This is a genomic window from Luteolibacter sp. Populi (assembly GCF_040801775.1).
Classification (GTDB): domain Bacteria; phylum Verrucomicrobiota; class Verrucomicrobiia; order Verrucomicrobiales; family Akkermansiaceae; genus Haloferula.
Genome location: NZ_CP161812.1, coordinates 2,979,607 through 3,005,848 on the forward strand (window position 1 = coordinate 2,979,607; position 26,242 = coordinate 3,005,848).

General features: G+C 64.5%; 11 protein-coding genes. 10 read left to right on the plus strand and 1 reads right to left on the minus strand.

Going from position 1 to position 26,242, the window contains the following annotated elements:
- The first annotated feature begins 38 nt into the window (after positions 1–38).
- The 7 genes from ABWK72_RS12000 to ABWK72_RS12030 all read left to right on the plus strand — a co-directional run bounded on the left by ABWK72_RS12000 (position 39) and on the right by ABWK72_RS12030 (position 20,420).
- The gene (locus ABWK72_RS12000) at positions 39–1,220 is read left to right on the plus strand and encodes a vitamin K epoxide reductase family protein (RefSeq protein ID WP_367875032.1); all 1,182 of its coding nucleotides are present in this window, start codon (positions 39–41) and stop codon (positions 1,218–1,220) included.
- A 272-nt stretch (positions 1,221–1,492) separates the two neighbouring features.
- The gene (locus tag ABWK72_RS12005; protein WP_367875033.1) at positions 1,493–7,429 is read left to right on the plus strand and encodes a ThuA domain-containing protein; all 5,937 of its coding nucleotides are present in this window, start codon (positions 1,493–1,495) and stop codon (positions 7,427–7,429) included.
- Between the two features lie 399 nt (positions 7,430–7,828).
- Positions 7,829–11,521 (plus strand): autotransporter-associated beta strand repeat-containing protein, encoded by a 3,693-nt coding sequence (locus ABWK72_RS12010; protein ID WP_367875034.1) that lies wholly within the window; start codon positions 7,829–7,831, stop codon positions 11,519–11,521.
- A gap of 328 nt (positions 11,522–11,849) precedes the next feature.
- The gene (locus ABWK72_RS12015; RefSeq protein WP_367875338.1) at positions 11,850–12,650 is read left to right on the plus strand and encodes an autotransporter-associated beta strand repeat-containing protein; all 801 of its coding nucleotides are present in this window, start codon (positions 11,850–11,852) and stop codon (positions 12,648–12,650) included.
- Positions 12,651–12,878: 228 nt separating this feature from the next.
- Entirely contained in the window at positions 12,879–17,066 is a 4,188-nt protein-coding gene (locus tag ABWK72_RS12020) for a beta strand repeat-containing protein (protein WP_367875035.1), read from the plus strand.
- 253 nt (positions 17,067–17,319) lie between these two features.
- Complete coding sequence (locus ABWK72_RS12025) at positions 17,320–17,568, plus strand: hypothetical protein (RefSeq protein ID WP_367875036.1); 249 nt, start codon at positions 17,320–17,322, stop codon at positions 17,566–17,568.
- On the plus strand, positions 17,532–20,420 hold the full coding sequence (locus tag ABWK72_RS12030; protein WP_367875037.1) for a beta strand repeat-containing protein: 2,889 nt from the start codon (positions 17,532–17,534) through the stop codon (positions 20,418–20,420). The genes ABWK72_RS12025 and ABWK72_RS12030 overlap by 37 nt, the downstream gene beginning before the upstream one ends.
- A gap of 562 nt (positions 20,421–20,982) precedes the next feature.
- Here the strand turns inward: ABWK72_RS12030 and ABWK72_RS12035 are convergent.
- On the minus strand, positions 20,983–21,375 hold the full coding sequence (locus ABWK72_RS12035) for an RNA-binding S4 domain-containing protein (protein WP_367875038.1): 393 nt from the start codon (positions 21,373–21,375) through the stop codon (positions 20,983–20,985).
- A gap of 116 nt (positions 21,376–21,491) precedes the next feature.
- Between ABWK72_RS12035 and ABWK72_RS12040 the strand changes: the two genes are divergently transcribed.
- The 3 genes from ABWK72_RS12040 to ABWK72_RS12050 are packed head-to-tail and all read left to right on the plus strand — an operon-like array spanning position 21,492 to position 26,188.
- The gene (locus tag ABWK72_RS12040) at positions 21,492–23,930 is read left to right on the plus strand and encodes a DUF3656 domain-containing protein (protein ID WP_367875039.1); all 2,439 of its coding nucleotides are present in this window, start codon (positions 21,492–21,494) and stop codon (positions 23,928–23,930) included.
- 13 nt (positions 23,931–23,943) lie between these two features.
- The gene (locus tag ABWK72_RS12045; RefSeq protein ID WP_367875040.1) at positions 23,944–24,297 is read left to right on the plus strand and encodes an MmcQ/YjbR family DNA-binding protein; all 354 of its coding nucleotides are present in this window, start codon (positions 23,944–23,946) and stop codon (positions 24,295–24,297) included.
- A gap of 34 nt (positions 24,298–24,331) precedes the next feature.
- Positions 24,332–26,188, plus strand: coding sequence for a glycoside hydrolase family 97 catalytic domain-containing protein (locus ABWK72_RS12050; protein ID WP_367875041.1), 1,857 nt, complete (start codon positions 24,332–24,334; stop codon positions 26,186–26,188).
- Positions 26,189–26,242: the final 54 nt, after the last annotated feature.

Sequence of the window (26,242 nt, forward strand, 5' to 3'; positions counted from 1 at the left end):
GGTTGTCCTTTTCCAGCCCTTTCTCCATAAACGATCGCATGATTCCACTGCGTCTGCTCGCGGCCTGCGGCTTGCTTTTGAGCGGCTATCTCCTGATCCAGAAGGCCACCGGTAAAATCAGCTATCTGGTCGGATGCGGCACGGGATCGGGGTGCGAAAACGTCCTCGGTTCGCAGTGGTCGCAGTGGTTCCACGTGCCGGTGACCGCGCTCTCGCTGCTCCTCTACGCGGCCCTTTTCTTTCTCACTTTCAAGCCACAGCGCACCGCGCTGCTGGCCATCGCCACCGGTCTCGCCGGTGCCGCCATATGGTTCGGGATCGTGCAGGGCTTCATTTTGAAGAGCTTCTGCCCTTGGTGCCTGAGCGCCCACTTGATCGGCCTTGCCTGCGCCGCCCTCGCCTTCCGCAGCCAGTGGTCGCGAGCCGCAACGCCCGCGGGCACCACGGGCTTGCTCGGCGGCTTGGCTGCCATCGCCGTCCTGATCGCCGGCCAGGTTTTCGGGCCCGCACCCGACACCCATCTGGAGACCAACGTGGTCTTGGCGAAGGAGCCCAAGCCCGCGGCCGGGGACACCGCCGCGGCCGGACCTGTCCATTCCCGCGGTGAAGGCCGCAAGATCACCCTGCTCGGGAACAAGGAATACAACGTCTCCACCCTGCCCCATCTCGGCAATGCCGACGCACCGCACGTGGTGGTGAAATACTACGACTACGCCTGCGATTCCTGCCGCGACCTGCATGAGGATCTGAACGCCTTCATGGTAAAATATCCCGGGCAGTTCTGCGTGGTCCTGCTCCCCTGCCCCATCAACCGCGGCTGCAATCCGCATGTCCCGGAACATATCAACGATCACCCGAAGGCCTGCGAACTCGCGCGCCTGGCACTCGCCTGCTGGCGCAGCGATCCCGAATCCTTCCCCGCGGTCCATCACGCGCTCTTCGGACGCCCGGTGATGGATGCCGGGAAGGCGATGGAAACCGTGAAGCCGCTCATGAAGAAGCCCCTCGCTTCCGACGCCTTGGCGGATCCCTGGATCGCGGAAGTGCTCGCCGCCGATGCGGAGGACTACAAGCGGGTCAACGTCACCAACGCCGGCAGCATGAATTACCTGATGCCGAAGCTCCTGGTCGGCGGCACGAAGATGCTCCACGGCGTTACCAAGTCGCGGGCGATCTTGTTCCAAGCACTGGAAAGCGAGTTCAAGGTTTCCAGCCCCTGATCCGAAACGATTTCGTCACACTTCAGAGCGAACGACATCTCGTCAAAAGGCCACCGTCCTGTCATTGGAAACCCCGGAATAGAAGGAGCGATCCTTCCCTCATAGCCGACCGGAGCGAAAGGCTCCGGTCATCGCCCCCGCCGGATTGCAGGCCTCCTGGACAGGCCCTCACCGGGCCGGGGCTGTCATGCCCTTGCGCAAGAAGCCCGCACCGCGAGTGACCCGCGCGGTCCCCTCGCTTGCCCCCCGAGAACCCGTACCGACCCGCTGGAATGAAAACCCTTCAGATCCTCCTCGCGGCGATTGCCATGGCCCTGTCCGGCATCGTCCACGCCGACCCGATCAAAGTCCTGATGGTCGAGGGCGTCAGCAATCACGATTGGAAGCACCGCGCGAACATCGTGCGGGCGATCCTGGCGAAGGACGGCTCCTTCGAGGTCGATGTCACGGTCAGCCCGGCCACCGCGGGCGATCCGGCTTGGGCGAAATGGCGTCCGGATTTCTCGAAATACGACGTCGTCCTCTCCGGCTACAACAACCTCGGCGGGAAACCGGGCTGGCCCGCCGAAGTGCAGACCGCCTTCGAGCAGTATGTCAGCCGTGGCGGCGGCTTCCTGGTCTATCACGAGGCGAACAACTCCTTCGCGGAGTGGCCGGCTTACAACGAGATGATCGGCCTGGGTTGGCGGAATCCCGACCAGGGCAAGGCCATCCTGATCAACAACGACGGCTCCGAGCAGATCCTGCCCTCCGGCAGCGGTCCTGGCACCAATCACGGCGCGCGGGTGAATGTGGAAGTGAAGCGCCTCGGCAATCATCCGATCCACGCCGGGCTGCCCCCATCGTGGATGGCCGCGGATGTCGAAATCTACCGCTACGCCCGCGGACCGGCGAACAACCTGACCGTGCTCTCCTACGCCCGCGACCCCGAAACCCAGCTCCAGTTCCCGATGGAATGGACGGTCAATTACGGCAGCGGCCGCGTCTTCGCTTCCAGCTACGGCCATGTGATGCCGGACCAGGCGGAGCCGCTGGGGACACGCTGCGCCGCCTTCCAAACGATCCTGGTGCGGGCCTTGAAATGGTGCGCGGGTGAGGACCCCGGCACGGCTTTGCCAGCGGACTTCCCCGGTCCCGGAGCCACCTCGCTGCGCGTCCATGAGGAAGGCGTGAGCGGACTGGACGCCCCGCAAGTGGCGCTCGCCTTCAACGGCGGCTTGCTGCCCAGCCAATCGCAGGCACCCGCCGCTATCCTGATCCAGCCCGCCTTCACCAATCTCCAGTGGGAATCGCCGATCGTCGCCCAGCCATGGCCCGAGGCAGCAGGCCAGATGATGATCGCCGAACTCGACGGCCGGATCTTCCGCCTCGCCGATAACGATGCCACCGCCACCCGCCAGCAGGTCCTCGATATCCGCGACCGCGTCTGGTACTACAATTGGGAGAACAACAACTTCGGCACCAAGCACGGCGGCATGCAGTCGGTGATCTTCCACCCGCGCTTCGGGAAGGGCGAGGGCAAGGACTACATCTACGCCTACTACTTTTATAATACCAACGACGATCCCTCGGCCAATGCGCCCTATTGGATCCGCGTGGCGCGCTTCACCTGGAGCCCCGCTCTCACGCAGTTCGACCCCGCCAGCGAGCTGATCATGATCAGCCAGTTCGACGTGGTGAAGGGCCATGACGGCAGCGGCCTCGCCTTCGGGCCGGACGGCTTCCTCTACGTCGCGGTGGGCGACGAGGGCACCCAGGACGGCGGGTCGACACCGCACGCGCAGAAGCTCAACGAACGCTTCCGCTCGGGCATGTGGCGGCTCGATGTGGACATGCAGGGCGGCGCGATCAGCCACCCGATCCTCCGCAGCCTGCCGACCTTGCGCCACAACGAGGCCGGCAACTATCTCCCCGACACGGCCTCCGGCTCCTACAACCAGGGCTACTACATTCCCAATGACAATCCCTGGGTCGATCCAAGCGGCGGCACCTTGGAGGAATTCTACTCGATCGGCCTGCGCCAGCCCCACCGTTTGACCCTCGATCCGCCCACCGGCCTGTTCTGGATCGGCGATGTCGGCGGCGGCCAGCGCGAGGAGGTGGATGTGGTCGACGCCCCGGGCCTCAACTTCCAGTGGAACTATCGCGAGGGTCTCGCCGACGGCTTCCGTTCTCCGCCCAGCCCGCTCGTCGGCACCGAGAAGGCACCCGTCCACGACTACGACCACGGCATCGGCACCTGCATCATCGGCGGCTACGTCTACCGCGGCAGCGCCATCCCGGGGCTCGCGGGCAAGTACATCTTCGGCGACAACGGCACCCAGCGGATCTACGCGCTGGCCTACAACACCGTGACCAAAACCAAGATCTCCGTGGAAGAGATCGGCCGCGCGCGGACCGGCAATATCTGGAACGGCATCTGTTCCTTCGGCCGGGACACCCAGGGCGAGTTGCTGGTCCTGCAATTGGGCGCGGGACAGAACGGCGGCGGCGCGATCTCGCGCATCCGGCCGGAAATCAGCGGCCCGCCCGACTACGAATTCCCCGCGACCCTTTCGCAGACCGGCTTGTTCTCCAATGTCCCCAACCTGGTGCCGGCCGCGGCCATGATCCCCTACGACATCAACATGCCGCTGTGGTCCGCGGGTGCCGACAAAAGCCGCTGGGTGATGCTGCCGAACGACGGCACACCGAGCAGCACCGCGGAACTCATCACCTACAGCACCAACGGCACCTGGCAATTCCCGGTCGGCACCGTCTTCGTGAAGCACTTCCGGATGCCGGATGGCGGCCGTAACCTGGAAACCCGCGTCCTGATCCACGGCACCGATGGCGAGTGGGGCGGCGTCACCTACCGCTGGCGCGCCGACCAAAGCGAGGCAGATCTGTTAGAAGAGGGGGCAACCGAGATGATCGACTTCGGCGGCGGCAGCACCGCGGAATACCTCTACCCCTCCCGCCAGCAGTGCAATACCTGCCACACCGACACCGCCGGCCCGGTGCTCGGCTTCCGCACCCGCCAGCTCAACCGCGACCAATTCTACCCCGCCACCGGCCGGACCGCCAACCAGGTCGAAACGCTCAGCCGCCTGGGCTTCATCGCGCAGGATGTCACGGAGGTGGATCTGGCGAATGTCGTGACCTCCGCTGACTTCCGTGATCCCGATGTCACCGACGAGAACTACGTCCGCTCCTATCTCGACAGCAATTGCTCGCACTGCCACCAGCCGAGCGGCAACCGCGCGGTCTTCGATGCCCGCCTCACCACGCCCCTGCCCCAGCAGGATCTGATCTATGGCAATCTGATCGACCCGCTCGGTCTGTCCGATGGCTACGTGGTCAAGCCGGCATCGCCCGCGGAGTCCGCGCTCTTCCTGCGGGTGAACGCGACCGATCACATCGCCATGCCGCCACTGGCCAAGGGCCGCGTGGACACGCACACGGTGGCAGTGCTGCAGCGCTGGATCCAGGCGCTCGATCCCGGCGGCTTCCATGAGGTGGATACTTCCATCTCATGGACCGGCGCGCCGGTCTCCGTCACCAGCTTGGGCGACATCAGCCTCAGCGGCACCCTGGTGCACGCCGGGCGCTGGGGGACCGGCGCGGCCCAGGCCGTCACCGCGGGCGGCGAGACCATCAGCTTCGCCCTCAACAACTCGGCGAATGCCACCGTCACTGCCGGAGGCAGCGTCCAACTTGGCGGCAGTAGCAACGAGGCCTTCGCCGAGCCCGCGGGATTCGATGCCGCCTTCGACACCGTCATGGACGGCTTCGCCTACGACGGGGAGAACCCGAAGGTCCTGACCGTGCAGGGCCTTCAGCCGGGCCACGTCTATCAGATCCAGATTTTCGCTTCGGACGACCGCGGTTGCTGCGCCGGGCGCACGCAGCTGTGGAGCGACAGCTCCACCGCCGGCTCGGGCAACGAGACCGCCGTTTTCACCCACGGCTCCAGCAGCAGCGTGATCGGCCGCTTCACGGCGGACGGCAGCAGCAGGTCGGTCTACGGCCATGGGGTCGATCAAGGCCAGACCGTGCTCAATGCCTACATCCTGCGCGACGTCTCGCCAATGGGCGATGCCGATAGCGACGGGATTCCCGACTGGTGGGAGGACTGGCAGGGACTCGACAAGAACGACCTCGCCGATGGCAGCGGCGATCTCGACGAGGACGACTTGAGCGGCTTCACCGAATACACCCTTGGCACCAACCCGCGCGTGGCCGATACCGATGGCGACCAGGTCAACGACGGCTTCGAGGTGAACGACTCCCACACCAGCCCCTTCCTGACCGATACCGACGACGACGGCCTGAGCGACTACGCGGAGATCAACGGCAATAGCGACCCGCTCGACCCCGACAGTGACAACGACAGCGTGGCCGATGGCCAGGACATCGATCCAAACAACCCCGCCAGCGACAGCGATGGTGACGGCCTCGCCGACAACGCCGAAGCCAGCCACTCCGCGAACCCCTTGAACCCGGATACGGATGGCGATGGCGTGGCCGACGGCCAGGAGACGACCACCTTCGCCGACAACCCGGATTCGGACGGCGATAGCTTCAACGACGGCCTGGAGATCCGCTACGGCAGCAATCCTGCCAACGGTGCCAGCTACCCCTTCCTGACCAAGGTCGCCGTCCTCGGCACCGGCACCGCAGCGCTGCTCGACCACGACCTGACCGACCCGGAAGACAACGGCAACGATTCCACCGCCGCCGGCTCGGATTTCAACTGGGCGGCCATCACCAGTTCGATCGAGCCCTATTTCGCGAATGGCGCGAACGGCGAGGGCGCCTTCGACATCTTCGACAACAAGGCTGGCGGCGGCGAGGCGAAGTGGTGCTGCGATCCGGCTCCGCAGTGGGCCACGGTCCAGATGCCCGCGGACCTGAGCCTGACCCACTTCACGGTCACCAGTTCGAACGACACCCCGGACCGCGACCCGCGGGTCTGGTCGATCTCCGGCTCGAATGACGGGATCGCCTTCACGCCGATCCACGTCGTCAACGATACGACACGGACCCTCTGGACGGACCGCAACCAGGTGCTCCGCTTCGACCTGCCTGCCCCCACCCGCAAGTTCCGCTACCTGAGCTACGACGTCACCAGCACCGGCGGCGGGCAGCACGCGCTCGGCGAGATCGAATACTTCGGCCAGCTCAATCCGGCGGATAGCGATGGCGACGGCATGCTCGACCTCTACGAAACCCGTTTCGGCTTCAACCCGGCGAGTGCCGCCGATGGCAGTGACGACGCCGATGGCGACGGCCTGAGCAACGCCGGGGAAGCCCTCGCCGCGACCAACCCCTTCGCTGCCGACACCGATCTGGACGGCCTCGACGATGGTCCCGAAGTCCTCGTGCAGCACAGCAATCCGCACGCTGCGGACACGGATGGCGACGGCATCTCCGACGCCACGGAGGCCTCCCACGGCAGCGATCCGCTGAGTGCGGGCAGCCTTCCGGAGTTCACTCCGATCATCTGGGGAGCCCCTGCCAATGTCACCGGCTTCGCCACCGACTTCCGGACCTCGGGCACCTTGGTGCACGCTTGGACCGGCGGCGTGGCCCCGGTGACGGTGCAGGTCCTGGGACTCAGCTTCCAACCGGGGCCTTCGCTGGGCGTCCGCAGCATCGGCTTCGATCCCTACCAACGGGGCCGTGATCCGGACTACGAGACGCTCCTGAACGCCGGCTCCTGGTCCGGCGGCAGCGGAATCATCGAGCTTCCCGGCCTCGTCCCCGGCCGGAGATACCAGTTGCAAGTCTGGGTGGCCGATACCCGGCCCGACTACGCCCACCGCCTGCGGACCATCGGCACCGCCGTCCTCGACTCGGGTGCAGGCGGCCAGGAAGCAGGCTTTCCCGGGCAGTACGTCCTCGGCACCTTCACCGCCGGCTACGACCGCCAGGTGCTGCAGATCCAATCCCCGGCAGGTGCGCAGTACAACGCGCTGATGCTCCGGCAGCTCCCGCCGGTCGGTGGCGAGCCGCGCGTGGCCAGTGCCGGGTTCAACGGCAGCGCCTTCGAGATCCACCTTCAGAATCTGGACCCGGCCAAGACCTACATCTTGCGCCGCAGCCAGACTTTATCGGGCTTTACCAACGCGGGTTCCCCTTTCACCCCGGCCGCCGCTGCCATGACCGTGTCCGACCCCGCGCCGCCTGCCGGAAAGGCCTTCTACCGGCTGGAAGAGGTGCCTTGAGCCCTGTCCGATCCGTCCGACCGCCCTAAGGGTTTCGGACGGATCGGACAAGGAGGGCAGTGGTGAATGGGAGCAGGAAACGTTTCCTTCTCCTCCCCCTCTGTCCGATCCGTCTCACTCCCCTAGGGGGGTAGGACGGATCGGACAAAGGCTTGGGAGCTGTTCCCTCATTCCACGCCACTTTCGGCGGTGGATTGTGAAAAATCACGTTTCCGTCGATTTTTACTGCCCAAACCCAATCGGGACCGGCGGCGCAAAAACACCTGAATACCATTTAACTTCATTACATGACTAATGAATCGCGTCACCATTCGTCAATTTGACACAATCATCAGATTTTTGTTTAGAAAATGCTGTAAAGTCTCATTCTGACAGGGATCTCGACCTCACCTTAAAAAAATGCCTCCGACTCGTGCCTCAATCCTCCGCGCCGCGCTTCTGACCGCGACGGCTTCCGTGCTATCCTCGCCCGCCGCAACCCTCTATTGGGACACCAACGGTGCCACCGCCGCCTCCGGCAATGCCGCCGGCGCTTGGAACACCGGTACCAACTGGTCCACCGATGCCGCGGGTGCGCTGGCGACAGTGGGTTGGACCAACGGCGAATCGGTGGTCTTCTCCGCCGGCACCGATGGCGTGGCCACGAAAGCCGTGGCCATCACCGGCAGCGTGGCCACACCTTCGATCCTGCTTGAGGAGGTGGGTCTGGTGAACTTGACGGGCGGTGCGATCGACATCACCGGCGGCTCGGTCTTCAACACCTCCGTGCTCGGTGCGGCCGCCGGGCGGTCGCTGACGTGGACTTCCGCCATCACCGGCACCGGCCCGCTGACGCTGGCGGCTCACGGCGAAACGACGCCCGGTGCCACCGCGAACACGATCTTCGCCCTCACCGGCGCGAACACTTTCACCGGCGACGTCACCATCACTTCCGGCTTGATCGGCTACACTTCGAGCTTCGGCAATGCGGCCAACAAGCTGATCCTCGACGGGGGCGGCCTGCTCTTCAACAGCACCGGCAATTTCACGCGGAACATCGAGACCGGAACTGCCGGAGGCATCCTCCGGAACTACGGTTCGGCCACCTCCACCCTGAGCGGCACTCTTTCCGGTGCGGGCGACCTCCGCCGCATCGATGGCGGCACCGCGATCCTGACCGGGGACGGCTCGGGATTCACCGGCAACCTGCTGATCGAACGCGGCACCTTCCAAGTCGGCAGCGGCACCCAGACCGCCAACTTGCTGGCCAATGCCACCTTGGTGAACCTTGGCGACAGCGGCGGAGCGGGCACCTTGCGCTACCAGCTCGACAGCTCGCTCACCCTGACCACCCCCTTGTTCTTCGAGAACACCGGCTCCGCCCTCATCTGGCAGGGCCTCGACGCGGGTGACGCCCTCACGATCAACGGCCCCGTCGGCCCGAACAACAACAGCGGCGTGCTGCGGGTGAACTCCGGCGCGATCAACCTGACCAGTGGCGCGGACGCCCTGTTCGGCTCGATCCAAGTCAGCAGCACTCCGGCCAATAGCGCCACGGCAGTCGTCGGCACGCTCAACATCCAGGACGGCGCGCTACTCGGCACCACCTTCATGAACATCGGCGACGGTGGCAGTACCGCCGGCATCGTCAATCAATCGGGCGGCACCGTGACGGTGGCGGGCGGCGGCTTGGGCTTCCGCATCGGCCACTGGGCGAACGGCATCACCCCGGGCTCCATCTACAATCTCTCAGGCGGCACTCTGGACGCCTCCGCGGTGGAGGTGAACGTCGGCTGGGATGGCAAGGGCGACATGATCGTCGGTGGCGGCGCGGGGATCGCCACCTTGAAAGCCGGCTCGATCCTTATCGATGGGAAGGGCGATACCGTTACCTTCGACGACACCCTGACGATCTCCAGCAATGGCGTGGTGGAAGTTACCGGTGCCGTCGCTTCCGGGAGCGTCAACGACCGGCTGATCCTCAACGGCGGGCTTCTGCGCGCGACGACCAACAGCGTTTGGTCCGCCGCGATGACCGCGAACGCGGCCACCACCACGGGACTCGATGTGAATGGCTCGAGTGTCCAGTTGACCGGTGCCCTGACCGGCAGCGGCACCGTGAGCCTCAGCGACACGAGCGGCTTCGGACAGCTCGATATCAATCAGGCCACCGGGTCGCGCACGATCACCGCAGTTCTCGGAGGTGCCTTGGATATCCAGAAGACCGGTGCCGGCACCGTCATCCTGGCTGGCAACAACACCGACCCCGGTAGCCTCTATCATAATGGGGGGAGGCTGGAATTGGCCGGCAGCAACGCGTTCACCCTGATCGACGTGAATGACGGCGTGACCTTCGGCGGCGAAGGCTCGACCACCGGTGACTTGTCTCTCGGCGTCGGTGCCGGAGCCTCCCTCGCCGTGAATGCGGCCACGCCGGGCGCCTTCCACGTCGGCGGCGCACTGACCCTGACCGGGACCAATACCGTGGCGCTCGCCGCGCCCTTCAGCGGCACCACCAACCTCCTCACTTACTCCGGTCCCCTGTCCGGCGACAGCAGCAACCTGCAATTGCCCGGCCAAGCCAACTACCGCTCGGCTTCGGTCGACTTCAATCCGAATGTCATCAGCCTGACCATCAACAACGAAAGCCTGGTCTGGAACGGAGGCGGCGGCGGCATGTGGGATCTCAATTCCACCGCCGGCTGGCAAGACGCTGGCTCTTCCGCCGACAACTTCTTCTGGGGAGACGATGTCCGCTTCGACGATAGCTCCGGCGTGACCGCTGTCGCCATCACCGGCGAACTGGCCCCCGGCAAGATCGTGGTGGATGCGGATTCCAATGCCTTCACCTTCACTGGCGGTGCGGGCAATTTCATCTCCGGCCTCACCACGCTGTACAAAACGGGTAGCTCCACGCTGACGATCGACGCCCCGAATACCTTCACCGGCGGCACCGTGATCAGCGAAGGCGCGATCGCCGTGATCAACACCAACGGCGGTCTCGGCACGGGTAGCGTCACCTTGGGCGATGCCGCCACCGGCGGTTCCGCGGTCTCGCTGCTGCTCGGAAATGCCCGCGAACTGGTAAACCCGATCACGGTCAGCTCGCAGGCGACCGGCCAGGCCATCATCGGCTTCGCCGGAACCGGTGCCTCCTACACGCTCTACAGCAGCCCGATCACGCTGCAGCGCGACGTGACTCTCCGCTCCGGCACGACCGACCGCCTCCACTTCGGCGGGGCGATTTCCGGCACCGGCAATCTCACGGTGGATGGTGGCCAGCGGGTGACGATGTCGGGTAACAACACCTTCACCGGAAATATCGCGATCCGCGACGCAGGGACGATCTTCCAGACCTTCGGCGGCAACCCGATTCCCGATGCGGCCTCGCTCGACGTGGGACCCGACGCGATCTTCCAGGTTTACGTCTCGGAAACCATGGGCGCGCTGACCGGCTCCGGGTTCCTCCAGCCGATCGCCGCCAAACCGACCCTGACACTGGGAAGCGGAAATGCCTCGGGGACCTTCTCCGGCACCTGGCGTCCGCTCGCCAGCGATCACCTCAATATCACCAAGGTCGGGACGGGAACTCAGAACACTGTCCGGCCCGATCCAATCGCCGGGTGTTCTCACCGTGAGCGCCGGCACCGTGGAATTGACCGGAACCGGCTCCTTCACCCGGACCTATCAGGCCGGAATAGCCCTGCCCACCCGCGCGCTTCAAGGAGCTGGCACCGTCCGCACCAGCGGCAGTGCCGACGTGACCCTGCGGCGCAGCAGCGCCACCGTCGGCACCGGCGCCAGCACCGCCTTCACCGGCACGCTGAATGTGGCGGGTGGCGCAGTCACCGTGGGCCACAAGGATGGTCTGGCCACCGCTCCGGTGAGCATGACCGGCGGCGCCCTGCGCTTCGACAACTCCGGCACTTACTTCACGCCGCTGGCTCTGAACAGCCTGACCGGCGGCACCTTGACCACCGACGTCAGCACCAACAGCCTGGCCACTCTCCACGCGGCCACCGGCGACGTGCCACCCGCGAACATGACCCACGTTTACCACGGCCAGATCTATCTGACCGCCGGTGCCTGGTCCTTCGCGGAGAATTTCGATGACGGTGCCTCGCTGATCATCGGCACCACCCCGATCTTCAATAACTCGGTCTACAATGTTCCGACCACCGGCACCTTCAATGCTACGGATGACGGCTGGTACCCTATCGACGTCCGCGCTCACCAAATTGGCGGGGCTTCGGGTGGCGTGGGGGCTTGGGCTACCGCGGGCATCGGCATCGGCATCCGCCAGGGTGCCGGCAGCACCGACGTCGCGGACTACGTGGCGCTTACCGATGGGGCGCTTGGCACCCGCCTGGTCAGCAGCACCGCTTACGCCTTCTCGAATGCCTTCACCCTGACGGGCACGGCGACCTTCGACACGGCATTGATGGTGGGCACTCCCGGGGTCCCCGGGGCGGATGGCAATGGCACGGGCGGCGATGTCACGCTCACCGGCGTGATCAGCGGCACAGGCAACCTGGTGAAGAGCGGCAGCGGCTCACTGCTTCTCAGCGGAGCGAATACCTACACCGGGAATACCTCGGTGAATGGCGGCCGCCTCATCATGGCAGGTGCCACGCTGGCCAATACGGCCGACGTCTCGATCGCCTCGGGAGCCCTCCTGAACCTGACCCACGGGGCGGCTGACACGATCCGTTCCCTGTTCATCAACGGCGTGGGGCTGGCTCCGGGCACTTACACCGCCACCACCCATCCCGGCAGTATTTCCGGCTCCGGCTCGCTGGTGGTCACCACCGCCGGCACCACCGGGTATGACAGCTGGGCTTCCGCCAACGGGATCTCCGGTGCGGGCGGCGATGTGGATTCCGACAACGACGGCATCCCGAACGGCATCGAGTTCGTGATCGGCGGCGATCCGTCCGGTCCTAACTCGAGTTCCAGCGCGCTGCTGCCGACCGTCACGGAAGACGCGAACTACATGACGATCGTCTTTCGCCGCGCCGACGCCTCCGTGGCCTCCAACCCGCACGTGCAATACAGCACCACGCTTGCAGAAGGCAACTGGACGGATGCGGTCAATGGCCAGCCGCTGGCCAACCCGGTGGTCATTACCACGGAGAACGATGCCATCGCAACCGGCATCGATCGTGTGACCGTCAAGGTCCCACGTGCCTTGGCCGCCCCGGGAACGAAGCTCTTCGGCCGCCTGACGGTGAACATTCCCTGATCCGATTCCGGACTCGACTCCATGCCGCCCGGGGCCTCGCCCCGGGCGGCATTTCTTTTGGTGAAGCCGGAGAAAATGTCACCAATTATTATCTATACGACCGCTGAACGGCTTTTGCGGAACTAAGGACGACACCAATTCCAATTTCATCATTTTTAATGCAAAAAACTACATTTTGAGCAGTAGTTGGCGTTGCGACTGCATTTCAACCGGACCTTCCAACGAGTCATGACAATCCCAAAACACAACCTGCGGAGCACCCTGCTCCATGCGGCACTCCTTAGCGCCGTCACTTCGCTTCCGACGCTTCACGCGGCCACCCAGACCTATAGCGATGCGAATCCTGCAAACGTGTGGGATCTGGCGACGCTCAATTGGGATGCCTCATCGGCGGCTTGGATCGCCGGGAACGACGCCGTCTTCGGCGGAACCGGGGAAGCGGTCGAACTGAACGGAGCGGTGACGGCCAACTCGGTCACTTTCAGCTCCGAAGGATACTCGCTCGTCGATGCCAGCAACGATGGATCCCTCACTCTCACCGGCACCAGGGCGATCACAACGGCAAGCGGGGTGAGCGCCACGATCTCCGACATCGTCCTCGGTACCGCGGGGCTGACCAAGGACGGGACCGGGACCCTGATCCTGAACGGGGCGAATACCTATACCGGTGTGACGGCCGTTTCCGACGGGATCCTCCAGGTGAATGCCAATAGCGGCGGGAAAATCTACACCGTCGCAGCTCCCGCGACCCTGCAACTGGGCTACACCACCGGAGCCTCGGTCTACAATTATGGAGTAACGGTCACCGGCGCGGGCACCGCGGCCACCACCGGCCTCTACCTCAAAGGCGGTGTGCTCTACAACTTGCAAAGCACGCTGACACTCCAGACCGCTCCCACCACCGTGCGCGGCTTCGGCACGGGCAGTGCGACGCTCGCAGGCTGGGATACGAACGGGACCCACCTCTCGGTGCCCGCCACGGGGTCCGGGTCGGTTCTCGACGCCAATATCAACTTCGCACCCGGCAGCTACGGCTACGTGATGAACATCGCCTCCGGGGCCAATACGGCCACAGGCGACGTGACCTTCCTGGGACCACTTACCGGCGCGACCAACGCCAACAGCACCCACTTCCGCAAGACAGGAGCCGGGTCGCTCGTCCTGGCCGGTGCCAGCACCAATGCCGCCCCGCTGGATATCCGTGTGGGCAGCGTGATCTTGAGCGGAGGAGCAAACCGCATCGGCACAGGTGCCACGGTCATCATCGGCAACGGCACGGGGAGCGGGAAACTGGTGCTGAACGGCAACGATCAGACCCTCGCAAATCTCTACACGGTCGGGACCGGCACGACCAACGCCGTGACCGGCGGTGCCGCCACAACCGCGAAACTGACCGTCAACTATGGCGGCACCGGCCACACCTTCGCCGGTACCCTGGGCGGCGCGGGAACGAACGAGAACAATCTATCCCTGGTGAAGGCAGGGACCGGGGCCTACACCCTCAGCGGCACCAATACCTACACCGGCGGCACCACGATCACCGGTGGCACGCTGGTGCTGGGAAGCGCCGGTGCGCTCGGCACAAGCGGTACCATCGCCCTCGCCGGCGGCACCCTGCAATTCACCGCGGCGAACACGACCGACTATACCGCGACGGGACGCTTGAAATTCGAGGACGGAGCGCTATCCGCGATCAACACCAACGGTGTCGACGTGATCTTGGCCAATTCCTTGCCTCTCGGCAGCTTGGGAACCGCCGGCTTCGGCAAGGCGGGTGCGGGCACCCTCACCTTGGCAGCGGCCCAATCGTTCACCGGAGCGACCACGGTTAGCGGCGGCGTGCTGGCACTCGACTACTCCGCCGCGGACAGCTCCAAGCTATCCGACACGGCCGCGCTGACGCTGGCGGGCGGGACGCTGCGCCTCGCCGGTGGCAGCCACGCCGAGACGGTGCTGAGCACGCTGGTGACCGGCAACTCGATCATCGAGCGGACGGATGGCACGGCCACGATCCAGCTAGGGGAGGTCACCCGCACCGGAACGGCCACGCTCGACATCGCGGCTGCCGGAATCGCGAAGACGAGCCTGACAAACGATGTCAGCGGCAAGCTCCCGCCTTGGATCACGGTCGGGGGACAACCCGCCGCCAACGACGGATCCGGGAACATCATCGCCTATGGCGGCTTCGTGAACGTCGTGAGGCTCGGCGGCAAGATTCCGAACAACCCGACGGCCAACGTGAAAATCGTAGACGGCGGGACGACGGGGGACATTACCCCGCTGACTTCCGGTCTGACGGACATCGCCACGCTGCTCCAAGGAGCGGCAGCCGGACCTGCCACCGTGTCCCTGGCGGAATTCGACACGCTCCGCCTCGGGGCCGAGGGCGTGATTCTCGTCCCCCCTACCTCCGGCTCGCTGGCCTTCCAGGGCGGTATACTCACTGCAGGCGGCCTCGACGAAACCGCGGGTAACATTTCGATCGATGCGGGAGCTCCCGTGACGATCGGCTCGATGCTCCTCGACAATGGGGTGGAGGGTATCGTCTCGCTGACGAAGACCGGCAGCAGCAGCCTGACCCTGGCGGAAACCAACGCCCACTCCGGCGGCACGACGCTCAACGCGGGCGAACTTCGCATCAACCATTTCCAAGGGATGGGAATCGGTAGCCTCACCATCAACGGCGGCTCGCTGGACAATACCTCCGGCGAGAGCATCGCCGTGATGGATACCATCGACCAGTTCTGGAACGCCGACATCAACTTCACCGGCAGCAACGAGCTGGCGTTCCCCGAAGGCGTGGTGACCCTCGGTGGCAACCGCACGGTAAACGTGCAGAACAGCTTCTTCGAGGTCGGCGATATCAACGGAGCATTCGGTATCACCAAGACCGGAGCGGGAACCTTCGTGATCGGTGGCGGGAACTGGAGCGGCGTGACCACCGTGAGCGCCGGGACCATGGAGATCTTCGGGAAAGCGGGCGATGCCCCCCTGGTGGTGGAAGCCGCCGGGACCTTGAAGATCGCCCATACGAATGGCGGCGGCTACGCGAATAGCAACCTGAAGGTCCATGGTGCAGGCACCGCGGCCACCACCGGTCTCTACCTGGAAGGCTCCTCGACTTACAATGGCGCCGGGACCCTGCAGCTTCTGGATGCACCGACAACGATCCGGCACTCCGGAACCGGGGTCGCGGGGATCGGGCAGTTCGACATCAACGCCGACGCGCTCACCACCGTGGCCGCCTCGTCCGGTTCGGTGATCGACACGGATATCCAGCTCATCAGCCGCGGCTATGGCATGTCACTGAACATCGCGACCGGTGCGGCCACCGCGACGGGGGATCTGGTGATCAACGGCGCTCTGAACATCGACAACCTGGGCCTCTACAAACGGGGCGCGGGATCGATCCTGTTGAATGCGGAAGCAACCGCCCTCAACAAGGCCGTGAAGATCCAGGCCGGCAGCGTGATCGCCGGCACGGCGAACGTGCTCGGCGCGAATGCCGAGCTTCAAATCGCGGCTGGCACCAAACTGGTGATGAATGGCTTCAGCCAGGCAGCAGGCAGCCTTTCAGGAGCGGGCCAAGTGGTGAACCCCGCGGCGACACCCGCGACCCTGACGATCAAGCAGGCGGCCGATCTGACATTCAGCGGCATCCTGGGGGGAACAGGTGCCACCGAGCACAATTTCTCGCTGGTGAAAAGCGGCCCTTCCAAGCTCACGCTGAGCGGTGCCAACACCTATGCGGGCTCCACCACGGTCGCCGAGGGCACGCTGTCCCTGGGGACGGTGTTCCTCCCGGATGCCGCGGACGTGATCCTTGGAACGGACGCCGTCCTCGAGCTCACGACCGGTGCCACCGACGTGATCGACGAGCTCACCGTGAATGGAAGCGGCCAGATCGCCGGAGTCTACGGTGCTGTCGGATCGGGAGCACAGTTCGAACGGTCCTTCATCACGGGCACCGGCACGCTCACGGTCACGACCGGAACCACCGGCGGCTACACGGATTGGGAGACCGCCAACGAGATCACAGGCGCGGGTAGCAATGTGGATTCCGACAACGACGGCATCCCGAACGGCATCGAGTTCGTGATCGGCGGCGATCCCTCCGGTCCTAGCTCGAGTTCCAGCGCGTTGCTACCGACCGTCACGGAGAACGCGGACTACATGACGATCGTCTTCCGTCGCAGCGACGAATCCGTGACCTACAACCCGCATGTGCAATACGGCACGACCTTGGGCAGTTGGACGGAGTCGGTGAACGGCCAACCGCTCGCGACGCCGGTGCTGATCACCACGGAGGACGACGGCTTCGAAACAGGCATCGATCGTGTGACGGTGAAGATCCCGCGCGCCTTGGCCGCTCCGGGATCGAAGCTCTTCGGTCGCCTGACGGTGAACATTCCATGATCGATAGATAACTTGCTTGGATTGGGCGCCAGGCCGCCCGGGGTTATCCCCGGGCGGCCTTTTTCTATCTAACATAAGGACGTTCTACCCACACGGGGAGAGCATCACCCAGAAAGTCCATGGTTCGTGAAACCTTGATTTGACTAGCCCTCTTCCACCTGTAAGCCCGTAGCCCCGCCACGGACGAACCCCAGTCGTCCGTTTGCGGCTTTACCCCTGCGCCCCCGACCACGGCGCGACCCAAGACCAACCCATGAAATTCGAGAACCCGATTGTCAGGGCCACGCTCAGCCGTGCCGCTTTGCTCACCGTTATCGCTACCGCCCATGCCGCCGAACAAGTGGTGGATGCAGGCGCTGCGAATATCAATGTAGGGACCGGCGACAGTGTCTGGTTCGACTCCACGAATACCAATGCCGCCATCCTGCTCGGGACCATCAACGACCTCCCCCCACCCCCGGCTTCTTGCCCGGCTGGGCCCACACCCGCTGGAGCTTCCTGAAGTACGACGGTGCCAATGTCCTGGAGATCCCGAACGCGGAGAAGATCCTTGGCAATGCGAACCTGGCCACCGCGACCGCTACCTCCGCCTACTACGACAGCGGCGCTGGCTCGACTCTCGGCGGCAGCCAAGCGATCGGCCTGGTGGAGACCAGCGCCGACTTCGTGATCGGGACCGGCTTTACCTTGGACATCGCGAAGGGCGGCCTGATGTATCACGGCGGCAGCCACTGGGTGAAGGGCGGCGGCTCCGTGACCTCCTCCTCCGGACAATTGACGGTGGTAGCGAACGGCGGTCAACCCGACTACCAGATCAACGGGGTATTCGTAAAAGACTCCGATACGAACACCGCTCTGAGCTTGGTAAAAACCGGCCCGGAGCCGCTTGGCCTCAGCGGCGTCGCGAACACCTACACCGGCGGCACCTGGATCAACAACGGCCGACTGCGCGCCTCGAACGTCGCTTCCTACGGAGCCGCCAGCGGCATCGTGAAGGTGCTCGGCGCGAATTCACAGGCCTGCCTCGCGGCTGCCGGGACCTTCGGCAATTCGTTCCAGATCGAAGGCCTGGGCTGGACCGAGACCGCGGGCAAGGCTGGCGCGCTCCGCTTCGAAGCCGCCAGCACGATCAACGGGTCGGTGACCCTCACGGGTGCCTCGCGCATGGCGGTGAATCCCGGCGTGAGTGGCGCGATCACCGGTGCACTCTCCGGTAGCACCGATCTCGAAATCGGCTACCCTGCCGGTACCTTCACGGGCACGCTGAACTTGAATGGCTCCGGCACCGGCATGACCGGACTCGTGACAGTGTCGACCGGACGCCTGAACGTGAACAACGGTCTCGGCGGCTCGGTCACCGTGGCCGGCGGCGCGACCCTCGGCGGTGAAAGCACGATTGCCGGCGATCTCACCATCGGCGGTGCGACCGCTTCCAACCTGGGGGCGAACGGTGCGACTCCGGCCGTGCTCGCGGTGACCGGTGCCGTGGACATCTCCGCCGGGACGACCAACCTGGCGATCGCCGGGGTACCGGTTCCCGCAGCTCCCTTCGCGGCCCTTACCTACGGCAGCCTGACCGGACCGACGACGAACCTCACCGTCACCGGCCTGCGCGGCGGCACGGCGACCGATGACACGGTGAACAAGCAGATCCTGGTGAACTTCACCCCGGGCACGCTGAACTGGACCGGCACGACCAACGCCAACTGGACGCAGAACGCGGATCTGAATTTCGACAACGGAGCGGCGACGAACTTCTTCAACGGCGACCACGTCACCTTCGGGGAGTCTGCGACGGCGAAGACTGTGACCCTGGTAGGAATGCTCTACCCGAGCAGCGTAATCTTCGATCACACTTCGGACTACACGGTGCTGGGGCCGAACGCCGGCATCGGCGGTGCGACCGGGCTAACGAAGAACGGCAGCGGGACTCTGAACGTGAACGGTCAGGCAAGCACCTTCACCGGCCCGGTGGTGGTGAATGCCGGACGGATCAAGTATGGCACCCACTGGGAAGCGCTGGGCTACAACTCGGGCGTGACGATCGCGGCCGGAGCGCAGGTGGACCTGAACGGCTCTTATCTTGCGAATGTCGGTCGCGCCTATGACTGGACGATCGCCGGAAGCGGGCCGGACGGACTCGGGGCCATCACCAACTCCGGAGCCGGAACCCCCGGCGAGGCCGCGGGCATCCGCACGCTCACCTTGGCCGCGGATGCTGCCATCGGCGGTAATGGCGGACGCCTCGACGTCGGCAACGGTGCCGGGACCGGGATCCTGAACGGCAACGGGCACACGCTGACCAAAGTCGGCGCGAACCCGATGGGTTTCCGTGCGAATGCGGCCGGCACGCCGGTAAACTTCGTGATCGCGGGAGGCTACGCTTGGGCCGAAAACACCGACAATGCGTGGGGCGGTGCCACCGGCACGCTGCGGATCAAAAACGGGACCCGTGCCGGAACCTACGGTGCGCGGACCATCGCCACTCCGGTCTTCCTCGAAGCCGGATCCAAGCTGCACAATCAAGGCGGCGGCAAGGGTACATGGACCGCAACGGTGACCCTGGAAGGCGATGCCACGGTGGAATCCGACCTCGGTCTGATCGACCTGATGGGTCCCGTCACCGGGGCCTTCTCCTTGACCAAGACCGGTGCGCAGACCGCCTATCTCGCAGATGCGCAATACACCGGGAACACCACGGTCAGCGCAGGGGTGCTCTCGGTGGGCACGGCAACCTTGGGCGATTCCAGCACGGTCTCGATCGCCACGACCGCCGGCACCAAACTGGATCTACCGCACGGCGGGACCGACTCGGTGGCGGTGCTGCTGATCAACGGGATGCCTCAGCCGATCGGCACTTACGGCTCGGTCGCCTCGGGAGCAGACCACCCGGATGACAACCGCTTCAGCGGCAATGGCATGCTGAACGTGACCACCGGCGGCAGCGCTTACCAAAGCTGGGCGGCGACCCATGGCATCCCCGGTGCCTCGGGTGCCGTGGATTCGGACAACGACGGCATCCCGAACGGCATCGAATTCGTGATCGGCAGCGATCCGAGTGACTCGGATTCGAGCGCGCTGGCACCGACCTTGGACGACAGCAACCCGGCCTATATCGAGTTCAGCTACCGTAGGACCGACGACTCGGCCGGGGACGACCCTTACGTGCAATACGGATCGGATCTGACCGGGTGGACTACTGCCCAGGGCGGAGAACCGGTGGCCAATCCGGTGGTGATCAACGAGACCTTCGACGCGTTCGGAACGGGCATCGACCGCGTGACGGTGCGGATCCCGCGGGCCTTGGCCGAGGACGGGGCACTCTTCGCAAGGCTGCGGGTGGATATCCCCTGATGCCGGTGGGGTAGAACATTCCAAAGCCGCCCGGGTGAAAATCCGGGCGGCTTTTTTTGGCTCTCCGTCAGGTTTGCTGAAGGCCTGCCTCAAAGCCTTCAATGTCAGTCGATGCTCCCATTTGCGGCGCAGCCGCTTTGAGGGAACTTCCACGACTGGGGTGGAGTGGGGATGTTATACCAACTCCAAAAAATAAGGCGACGCTTCGGTCGAGGTGCAAGTGGTCACGGATTGAACGGATTTTTACGGATTTGACGGATGGGAGATTGCTCGTGGCAGCAATGAGACTCTCCATGCTTCCCGAATCCGTAAATCCGTTCAAATCCGTCTAATCCGTGGTGATACTGATAGTCTTATAAAGTCATACCAATTCGGGAAATTGGTATTATTCGGTAAGTGGATCTGGCAACAGGATCGGGGTGGGCTTCAGGTTCGAGGGCTCACCGAGAGGTGGATTCGACATGGCGACTTCCGGGCCGACTCGCAGGAAAGCGGCGATGCTCGCCGCACTCCAAAGCGGCTGCGCCGCAAAGGGGGACATCGATCGTCAAGAGAGACTGCCCTACTCGAAAAATCCGCGCTTCTGATCCTCGATCTGGCGGCGGTTCTTCTTGGTGGGGCGGCCCTGATCGCCGATCAGGCGGAGAGCGCGGCTCTCACTCCAAATTTTGCGCTGCTCGGTGACCCCGGACGGGGTGATTTCCTCGCACGCAGCCCGCGCTTCCGGGACACCGACGCGTTTGTCGATGAGGCCGAGAACGCGCACGGTGCGGGTGCCGGGGCCTTCCGGGAAAGGCAGGTCCAGAAGTTCGCCGCCGCGCAAATCCGAGGCAGCTTTCAAGAGGCGCTCGCCGACTTTCACCCGGCCGGTTTCGCAGGCCTTGGCGGCTAGGCCGCGGGTCTTGAAGAGGCGAACCGCCCACATCCATTTGTCCACGCGCACGGGCTCGCTCATGCGGAATATCGGGTCATCGGGGAAATGGTGCGCGGGCGGAATGGGCTGTCCAGCGGTTTCAGGGGTAGCGCGGGGCTTTCCAAAGCCGGGTTTCCGTGGCATCGGTGCTTTCTCACATGCACGCCGACTCCACACCCGAACTCCTCAGCCCCGCCGGGAACTGGGATTGCGCCCGCGCAGCCGTGGCAGCCGGGGCGGACGCGATCTACTTCGGGATGCCCAAGTTCAACGCGCGGCTGCGGGCTGACAATTTCACGGAGGAAGACCTGCCGGAGCTGATGGCCTTCCTCCACAAGCACGGGGTGAAGGGCTTCGTGGCGATGAATACGCTGATTTTCACCGGCGAATTGGAACTGGCGGAGCGGCAATTGCGCCTGGTGGCGGAGGCGGGGGTGGATGCGCTGATCATCCAGGATCTCGGCTTGGCGAAGATGGCGCGGAGGATTGCACCGGACGTGGAGTTGCACGCCTCGACCCAGATGACGATCACGTCGCCGGAAGGGCTGCACTTCATCGAGCGGCTTTTCCCGATGGAGCGGGCGGTGCTGGCGCGCGAGCTTTCGGTGAGGGAGATCGAGCGCTTCGGGGCCTCGCCATCAACGCCGCTGGAGGTCTTCGTCCACGGGGCACTGTGCGTGGCCTATTCCGGCCAGTGCCTGACCAGCGAATCGCTCGGCCAGCGCTCGGCGAACCGCGGCGAGTGCGCGCAGGCCTGCCGGATGCCCTACGAACTGGTGGTGGACGGCGTGACCCGCGAGATGGGCGAGGTGCGCTATCTGCTGAGTCCGCAGGATCTCGCCGCGGTCGAGATGATTCCCGACCTGGTGAAGGCGGGAGTGAAGTCCTTCAAGATTGAAGGCCGCCTGAAGACCCCGGAATACGTCGCTGCAGTGACGCGGGTCTATCGCAAGGCGCTGGACGCCGCGCTGGCGAAATCCGAGACCCCGGTGACGGCGGAGGATCACTACGAGTTGGAGATGATGTTTTCCCGCGGGCTGACGACGGGCTGGCTGAAGGGATCGAATCATCCGTATCTCACCCACGGCCGCTACGGAAAAAAACGCGGGCCCTTGCTCGGTAGGATCTCGGCCTGCGGCGGGACATGGATCGTCTTGGGCGAACGCACGGAGGTGCCGCTGAAACCGGGCGACGGTGTAGTCTTCGACGCCGGGGAGAACCGGGATCACGAGCAGGGCGGCCGGGTGTGGAAAATCGAAGGACCGCGAATCATTTTCCACCGGACTTTCGGCGGACTGGATTTCAACCGCATCCGGACGGGACAGACGCTCTACAAGACTTCCGACGAGAAGCTGGAGTCGGAGGTGCGGCGCTTTTGGCAGAATGCGAAGCTGAAGGAAGTGAAGGCTGCCATCCGCTTCACGGCGACGGGTAGTCCGGGCACGGTGCTGCGGATCGAGGCGGAGTGCGCGGGACAGCACGCGGCGGCGGAATCGGCGATGCCCTTGCAGGCGGCGGCGAAGCATGCGCTTTCGGAAACGACCTTGCGCGATCAATTGGGGCGCTTGGGCGATACGCCGTTCGAGCTGGAAGCGGTGGATTTCCGGGTCGAGGGCGAGTGCCACATCGCGCTTTCCGAACTGAACCGGATGCGCCGGGAGCTGACGGCGGCGCTCGATGTTCCTGCTGGGGAGCGAAAGAAGGAAAGCTCAACCGCGAGCTTCCACGATTTGATGCCGCCGGTGGTGAAAGCGGATGGCGCGGCGGAGTTGTCGGTGCTGTGCCGGACCTTGGAACAGGTGGCGGCAGCGGTGGATAGCGGGATCGGGGTCGTTTATTGCGACTTCGAGGATCCGCGGCGCTACAAGGAGGCGGTGGGCTTGCGCGCGGGAAATGCGAAGATCGTGCTGGCGACCCCGCGGATCGTGAAGCCGGGCGAAAGCGGCTATCTGAAGATGATCGAGCGGATGGAGCCGGATGGCATCCTGCTGCGCAATCTGGCATCGCTCGAATACTACAGGGATCGTAGCGACTTGATGAAGGTGGGGGACTTTTCCCTGAACGTGGCGAACCCGGTCACGGCGCGGCTCCTGAAGGAAGAGGCTGCACTGGAGCGGCTGACCGTTTCCTACGACCTGAATATCGGCCAGGTGCTCGATCTCGTCCGCGCATCGCCTTCGGAGTGGTTCGAGCTGACCCTGCACCAGCACATGCCGATGTTCCATATGGAGCACTGCGTGTTCTGCACCTTCCTGAGCAGCGGCACGACCTACAAGGATTGCGGGCGGCCCTGCGAAACCCACGTCGTGCACCTGCGCGACCGGGTGGGCCAGATGCACCGCCTGATGGCGGATGTCGGCTGCCGCAACACGCTCTTCAACGGGCGCGCCCAGACCGGTGCGCGCTTTTTCGAGGAGTTGCGGAGCGCCGGCCTTGCGAAGTTCCGGGTCGAGTTGTTAGATGAGGACGACCTGGGAGCGCTGCGGACGATCAAGGCTTACCAGGACTTCATCGCGGGCAAGACGGATGCGGAGACATTGTTTGAGAACGTGAAGGCTTTTGAGAAGCTGGGGGTGACGGAAGGGACTTTGGTTTGATACTTCGACCTTCATGGACCTCCCCGACGTCATCGAATACTTCCTCGCCAAGCCCGGGGCTGAAGAGACGACACCCTTCGGTCCGGAGGTGCTGGTTTACAAGGTGGGTGGGAAGATATTCGCACTGACGGTGCCGGACGAATTCCCTTCGCGGATCAATTTGAAATGCGATCCGGATCGGGCGGTGGCGTTGCGCGAGGAGCACGAGTCGATCATCCCGGGCTATCACATGAACAAGCGACACTGGAATACCTTGATTCTCGGCAAGTCGCTGCCGTCCAAACTGGTGAAGGAGTTGATCGATCACTCCTACGAACGGGTCGTTGCGTCATTGCCGAAAGCGGAGCGGGCAAAGCTGCGTCTTTGATGGCATGGCATTCGATTGGCGGTTCAGCTTGGTGATGTTAGCGAGCTGTCAGGCCGCGGAAGTGGCGATGCTGGCATCGCCGGATGGCACGAACGTGATCGCCGTGCATGTCGATGACGCGGGAGCCCTGTCCTACCGGGTCGCGCGCAAGGGCCTGGAAGTCCTGGGCGATTCGCCGCTCGGCTTGCGCTTGGGAGACCGGGATCTGTCGAAGGGGCTGAAGCTTCTGTCCGAAGGCGTGCAGGAAGATCGGCGCGAAACTTACGAACTCTTCGCCGGGGTCAAACCACAGGTCGATCAGATGCATCGCCGTCGCAGCTTGGTATTCGCTAACGATAGCGGCGCGAGACTGACGCTCGATCTCGATGCCGGGAACGAGGGCGTGGCCTTCCGCTACCGGATCGAAGACGAGGGCGGGGAAGCGACCGTGGAAGAAGAGCTGACAGGGTTCCGCTTGCCGCCCGAAGCGAAGGGCTGGATCTCGCCGTACAACGCCTCGAGTTCATCGAGCCCCGCTTACGAGGACTACTATTTCGCGGTCAAGCCGGGCGATCCTCCGCCGTATTCCCGCGGCGGCACCACGCGCGGTTGGTATTTCCCGGCGCTCTTCCAGACCCCGTCCGCGTGGGTGCTGCTCAGCGAATCCGGGACCGATGGCAACTACTGCGGCTGCCATCTGGCGGCGGATTCGAGCGGCGGCATTTACCGGATCGCGTTTCCTTTCGAGGACGAGGGCACGCGGCGGGTCCGACACCGCCCAGGCACCAAGCCGCGGCACAGCCTGCCATGGACCATGCCGTGGCGCGTGATCGCTCTGGGCGACAAGGCAGGTGACATCCTCACCTCCACCCTGGTGACCGATCTGGCTCCGGCCTCGACGATCGCGGATACCTCCTGGATCAAGCCGGGCCGCGCCTCGTGGAGCTGGTGGTCTCATCCCGAGGGCCAGAACGGTCCGGAACTCTACGCCAGCTTCATCGCGGAGTCGGCCAAGCGGGGCTGGGAATACTCCCTGCTGGACGCCGGATGGGGGAAGGCCGACTCGAAGGCCCTGGTGGAGCAAGCGAAGCGCGAGGGCGTGGACTTGATGGTCTGGGCCCACGCGGACGGCTTCTACGATGCAGACCGTAGAAAGCGGCGGCTCGATGACTACGCAGGCCTCGGAGTGAAGGGCGCGAAGATCGACTTCTGGTGCACGGATCGCCAGGAAGCCATGGCCGCCATGACGGATACCCTGCGCGATGCGGCCGAGCGCAAGCTGATGATGAACTTCCACGGCTGCACCCTGCCCCGCGGCTGGCAGCGCACCTGGCCGAATTTCATGACCGCGGAAGCGGTGCTGGGCGCGGAGTCCTACATGTTCGACGAACGCTATCCGGACAAGGCGGCGGAGCTGAACACGATCCTGCCCTTCACCCGCAACGTCGCGGGACCCATGGATTACACGCCGCTCGGCCTGGGGGAAAAACGTTACAAGCGGAAGACCACCGCAGCGCACGAGTTGGCGGCATCGCTGATCTTCACGTCCGGAATCGTCCACTATGCAGACCAACCGGAAGTTTACGCCGCCTTCCCGGAAGCCGTGAAAGCGATCCTGCGGGACGCCCCGGCGCGATGGGACGAGACCCGCTGCGTGATCGGCGAGCCGGGGAAGGCGGTGGTCCTCGCACGGAGGACGAAGGCGATCTGGTTCATTGCCGGGATCAATGGCAGCTCGGCAGAACTGTCCGTCGAGCTGGACTTGTCAGGCTACGGGGCGAAGCGGGCGACCTTGGTTCGCGAGGGAAGCGACGCACTGCACGAGATGAAGGCGGATCCGATCGATACTGCCGACAAGTGGTCGGCCACCGTGCCGGGCCGTGGAGGATTCGTGCTCCGGCTCGATTTCTAAATCACCGATCGCGGAAAACAAGACCGCCGGAAGGAGTGACCCCGCCGGCGGTAT

Excerpts from the sequence above, each read along its gene's own strand:
- ABWK72_RS12050 (WP_367875041.1), top strand. The coding sequence starts at position 24,332 with ATGTTAGCGAGCTGTCAGGCCGCGGAAGTGGCGATGCTGGCATCGCCG.
- ABWK72_RS12040 (WP_367875039.1), top strand. The coding sequence starts at position 21,492 with ATGCACGCCGACTCCACACCCGAACTCCTCAGCCCCGCCGGGAACTGG.
- ABWK72_RS12015 (WP_367875338.1), top strand. The coding sequence starts at position 11,850 with ATGGTGGGCACTCCCGGGGTCCCCGGGGCGGATGGCAATGGCACGGGC.
- ABWK72_RS12045 (WP_367875040.1), top strand. The coding sequence starts at position 23,944 with ATGGACCTCCCCGACGTCATCGAATACTTCCTCGCCAAGCCCGGGGCT.
- ABWK72_RS12000 (WP_367875032.1), top strand. The coding sequence starts at position 39 with ATGATTCCACTGCGTCTGCTCGCGGCCTGCGGCTTGCTTTTGAGCGGC.
- ABWK72_RS12020 (WP_367875035.1), top strand. The coding sequence starts at position 12,879 with ATGACAATCCCAAAACACAACCTGCGGAGCACCCTGCTCCATGCGGCA.
- ABWK72_RS12010 (WP_367875034.1), top strand. The coding sequence starts at position 7,829 with ATGCCTCCGACTCGTGCCTCAATCCTCCGCGCCGCGCTTCTGACCGCG.
- ABWK72_RS12005 (WP_367875033.1), top strand. The coding sequence starts at position 1,493 with ATGAAAACCCTTCAGATCCTCCTCGCGGCGATTGCCATGGCCCTGTCC.
- ABWK72_RS12025 (WP_367875036.1), top strand. The coding sequence starts at position 17,320 with ATGAAATTCGAGAACCCGATTGTCAGGGCCACGCTCAGCCGTGCCGCT.
- ABWK72_RS12035 (WP_367875038.1), bottom strand. The coding sequence starts at position 21,375 with ATGAGCGAGCCCGTGCGCGTGGACAAATGGATGTGGGCGGTTCGCCTC.